General features: G+C 74.9%; 6 protein-coding genes. 3 read left to right on the top strand and 3 right to left on the bottom strand.

Annotated features, from left to right (window positions below; genetic code table 11):
• Window positions 1-52: 52 nt before the first annotated feature.
• Both truA and PLP61_RS10720 read left to right on the top strand, forming a co-directional pair.
• Window positions 53-901 (top strand): tRNA pseudouridine(38-40) synthase TruA, encoded by an 849-nt coding sequence (gene truA / locus PLP61_RS10725; RefSeq protein WP_324502706.1) that lies wholly within the window; start codon window positions 53-55, stop codon window positions 899-901.
• Window positions 898-1,512, top strand: a complete 615-nt coding sequence (locus PLP61_RS10720; RefSeq protein ID WP_324502705.1) for a class I SAM-dependent methyltransferase — start codon at window positions 898-900, stop codon at window positions 1,510-1,512. The genes truA and PLP61_RS10720 overlap by 4 nt, the downstream gene beginning before the upstream one ends.
• A gap of 37 nt (window positions 1,513-1,549) precedes the next feature.
• Here PLP61_RS10720 and PLP61_RS10715 read toward each other — a convergent pair whose 3' ends face one another.
• The gene (locus PLP61_RS10715; protein WP_324502704.1) at window positions 1,550-2,047 is read right to left on the bottom strand and encodes a nitroreductase/quinone reductase family protein; all 498 of its coding nucleotides are present in this window, start codon (window positions 2,045-2,047) and stop codon (window positions 1,550-1,552) included.
• 70 nt (window positions 2,048-2,117) lie between these two features.
• Between PLP61_RS10715 and mgrA the strand changes: the two genes are divergently transcribed.
• The gene (mgrA, locus tag PLP61_RS10710; RefSeq protein ID WP_324502703.1) at window positions 2,118-3,143 is read left to right on the top strand and encodes an L-glyceraldehyde 3-phosphate reductase; all 1,026 of its coding nucleotides are present in this window, start codon (window positions 2,118-2,120) and stop codon (window positions 3,141-3,143) included.
• 5 nt (window positions 3,144-3,148) lie between these two features.
• Here the strand turns inward: mgrA and PLP61_RS10705 are convergent, their stop codons facing one another.
• Window positions 3,149-3,355, bottom strand: a complete 207-nt coding sequence (locus tag PLP61_RS10705) for a ferredoxin (protein WP_324502702.1) — start codon at window positions 3,353-3,355, stop codon at window positions 3,149-3,151.
• Window positions 3,356-3,366: 11 nt separating this feature from the next.
• Window positions 3,367-3,814: NADH-ubiquinone oxidoreductase-F iron-sulfur binding region domain-containing protein (locus PLP61_RS10700; protein ID WP_324502701.1), on the bottom strand; the 448-nt coding region annotated here is incomplete at its 5' end.

Genomic DNA, 3,814 nt, shown 5'->3' with positions numbered 1-3,814 from the left:
AGGGTGGCTGTGCCGCGCTGACGGATCCCCCGCGGCTGGCAGGATGGGCCGCGTGCGGATCCGGATCGACCTGGCCTACGACGGCGCCGATTTTCACGGCTGGGCCAGGCAGCCCGGCCTGCGCACCGTCCAGGGGGCGCTGGAGGCCGCGCTGGTCACCGTGCTGCGCGTCCCGGAGGTTGCGGTCACCTGCGCCGGCCGGACCGACACCGGGGTGCACGCCCGCGGTCAGGTGGTGCACGCCGACGTCACCGACGAGGTGCTGGCTGCGTCGGCCGGCCGGTCCGCGGATCCCCCGCCGGCGGCTCTGGCCCGGCGGCTGAACGGGATCCTGCCCCCCGACGTGCGGGTCCACCGGGTGGCCCCGGCGCCGGCTGGTTTCGACGCGCGGTTCGGGGCGACCTGGCGTCGCTACGCCTACCGGGTCGCGGACCGCCCCGAGGCGGTCGACCCGCTCACCCGGGGGCACGTGCTGGCCTGGCCACGGCCGCTCGACCTCGGGCCGATGAACGCCGCGGCGGAGCACCTCGTCGGTGAGCACGACTTCGCGGCCTTCTGCAAGCAGCGTGCGGGCGCGTCGACGGTGCGTGAGCTGCGGGAGCTCGGCTGGAGCCGCTCCAGCAGCGGGGTGCTCGGGGCACGCGTGGTCGCCGACGCGTTCTGCCACCACATGGTCCGCTCCCTGGTCGGGTGCCTGGTGGTGGTGGGGGAGGGGCGGCGGCCGCCGTCCTGGGCCGGGGAGGTGCTGGCCGCCGGCGTGCGCGACCCGGCGGTCCCGGTCGTCCCCGCCCACGGGCTCACTCTCGAGGAGGTCGGCTACCCCGCCGACGACGCCCTCGCCGCCCAGGCCGACCGGACCCGCCGCGTGCGGGGGCCGGTGCCCCAGGAGAACCGGCCGTGACCGAGGACCACTACTTCTCCGCCGACCCGCAGGTCCCGTTCGAGCGGGTGCCGGTGCGCGCCCGGGTGTGGGGCCGCGACCTTGCGCTCACCAGCGGCTCGGGGGTGTTCTCCCGCGGGCGGGTGGACCCGGGCACAGGGGTGCTCTTCCGGTCGACCGAGCCGCCCGGCCCGGGCATGGTGCTCGACCTGGGCTGCGGGTACGGCGTCATCGGCCTGGCCGTCGCCGTCGCCTGGGCGCAGTCCGGGGTGGTCGGCGGCCAGGTGACGGGGGTGGACGTGAACGAGCGGGCGGTGCGGCTGGCGAACGAGAACGCGGCCGCGCTGGGCGTGGCCGACCGGTTCGCCGCGTGCACCCCGGATGCGGTGCCCGCGGAGGCGGCGTACGACGAGATCTGGTCCAACCCGCCCATCAGGATCGGCAAGCAGGCGCTGCACGAGCTGCTGCTCACCTGGCTGCCGCGGCTGGTGCCCGGCGGCCGAGCCGTCCTCGTGGTCGGCAAGAACCTGGGGGCGGACTCGCTGCAGCGCTGGCTCACCGAGCAGGGCTTCCCCACCACCCGCCTGGCCTCGGCCAAGGGGTTCCGGGTGCTGGTGGCCACCCGGGCCTGACCGGCGTGGCCGGCCACGCCGCCGGCGCTCGCGGGGGTCAGCGAGGGGTGAGCCGGAGGACGGGGATGCGGCGCCCGATGGCGGCGGTGCGCTCGCGGTAGTCGGCGTACCCGGCGTAGACCCGCACCGCCAGCCCGAAGAGCCGCTCGTACTCGTCAGGGTCGGTGACCTCCCTGGCCAGGAAGGGCTGGTCGTTGAGGGTGGCCTCGGGGTGGGCGCGCAGATTGTGGTACCAGCCCGGGTGCTTGTCCCTGCCGAAGCTCGAAGCGACCAGCACCACGTCGTCGCCGTCGTGGAAGTAGACCACCGGGTTCTCGCGGCGCTGGCCCGACTTCGCGCCGGTGGTGGCCAAGGTGGCGGTCGGCAGGGCGCCGACCAGTCGGACACGGCCACCGGTGCGGCGGAGCAGCGCGGAGTCGACCGGGGCCGCCACGTGGATGCCGTACCAGCGTCCGAACCGGGTGCGGGCCACCCGGTGCCAGGCCCGGCGCAGCGGCCCGTGGGGTTGGGTGGGGTCGACGCGACGCAGTTCCATGGGGCCGATCCTAGGGTTCGTGGGGGAGGTGGCTCCCGCCGGTAGGGTCCGCGCGGGCAGGATGGACCGCATGACCTACTCCGCCGCCTCCGACCGCTACGACTCGATGGAGTACCGCCACACCGGCCGCAGCGGGCTGAAGCTCCCCGTGCTCTCCCTCGGCCTGTGGCAGAACTTCGGCACCGACCGTCCCGAGGAGACCCACCGCGCCATCCTGCGCCGCGCGTTCGACCGCGGGGTCACGCACTTCGACCTGGCCAACAACTACGGCCCGCCGTACGGGCGTGCCGAGGAGAACTTCGGCCGCTACCTGCGCGAGGACTTCTCGGGCTACCGCGACGAGCTGGTGATCTCGACCAAGGCGGGCTACGACATGTGGCCCGGGCCCTACGGGCAGGGCGGCGGCTCGCGCAAGTACGTGCTGTCCTCGCTGGACCAGTCGCTGGGGCGGATGGGCCTGGAGTACGTCGACATCTTCTACAGCCACCGGTTCGACCCGGACACCCCGCTGGAGGAGACGATGGGTGCGCTGGACCACGCGGTGCGCTCGGGCCGGGCGCTGTACGTCGGCATCTCGTCGTACTCCGCCGCCAAGACCCGCGAGGCCGCCGCGATCGCCCGGGACCTGGGCACTCCGCTGCTGATCCACCAGCCGTCGTACAACATGTTCAACCGGTGGATCGAGCCGGACCTGCTCGACGAGCTCGAGGCGCAGGGGATGGGCTGCATCGTGTTCTCCGCGCTCGCCCAGGGGCTCCTCACCGACCGGTACCTCGCCGGGGTCCCCCAGGACTCTCGCGCCGCGAGGGAGGGCTCCTCGTTCACCGGGCTCGCCGAGGACACCTTGGAGCGGGTCCGTCAGCTCGACCAGCTGGCCCGCGACCGCGGCCAGAAGCTCGCACAGCTGGCGCTGCAGTGGGTGCTGCGTGACCCCCGGGTCACCTCGGCGGTCATCGGGGCCTCCTCGGTCGAGCAGCTGGACACCAACCTCGACGCGCTCGCCTTCCCGCCGCTGGCCCCCGACGAGCTGCGCCAGATCGACCGGCTGGCCGTGGAGTCCGGCATCAACCTGTGGGAGCGCAGCAGCCGGGAGTGAGCGGCTCAGCCGGCTCGCGCGGGCGTCACGACGCGCAGCGCCATCAGCGGGCAGCTGCGCTGGGCGGCGAGCGCGTGCTCGACCAGGTGCGCGGGCACAGCCGGGTCGCGCTCGCCGGTCCGCGACACCGGGAAGCCCCAGTCGTCCACCGACAACAGCTCCGGCAACAGCTCGGCGCACAGGCCGTGGCCGTCGCAGCGGGTCCAGTCCACGTGCAGCCTCCTCATCGCCGGCCGCCCTCCCGGCTGGGGCACCAGCCGGCCAGGTGGGCGGCGACGTGCGCGTCGAAGGTGGCCATGGTCGAGGCGACCAGACGCGCCGTCCCGTCGGGGTGCGCGCACGCGCCGCGGCCGGTGACCAGTCCCCGCAGCCGCTCGATCTCCGCGGGCAGCCGTGGGTCGGGACGCCCCGCCGCGAGCCGGTGCAGCGAGTCGGCGATCCGGGGCAGCCCGTTGAGGCAGGGCCCGCACTGCCCTGCGGACTCACCGGCGAGGTAGCCCACGACGCGAGCGGTGACCTCCAGCGGGCAGCTGCCCCGGTCGAGCACCGACAGCACCCCGGCGCCCACTGCGGCGCCGTACGGCGCCAGCGCGGCCCGGGTGAGTGGGGTGTCCAGGGCGGTCGCCGGCAGCCAGGCGCCGTGGTAGCCGCCCACCAGCACGGCGGCCAGG

The organism is Nocardioides sp. (assembly GCF_035429765.1).
Classification (GTDB): domain Bacteria; phylum Actinomycetota; class Actinomycetes; order Propionibacteriales; family Nocardioidaceae; genus Nocardioides.
This window is presented reverse-complemented; position numbering and strand designations above follow the sequence as displayed.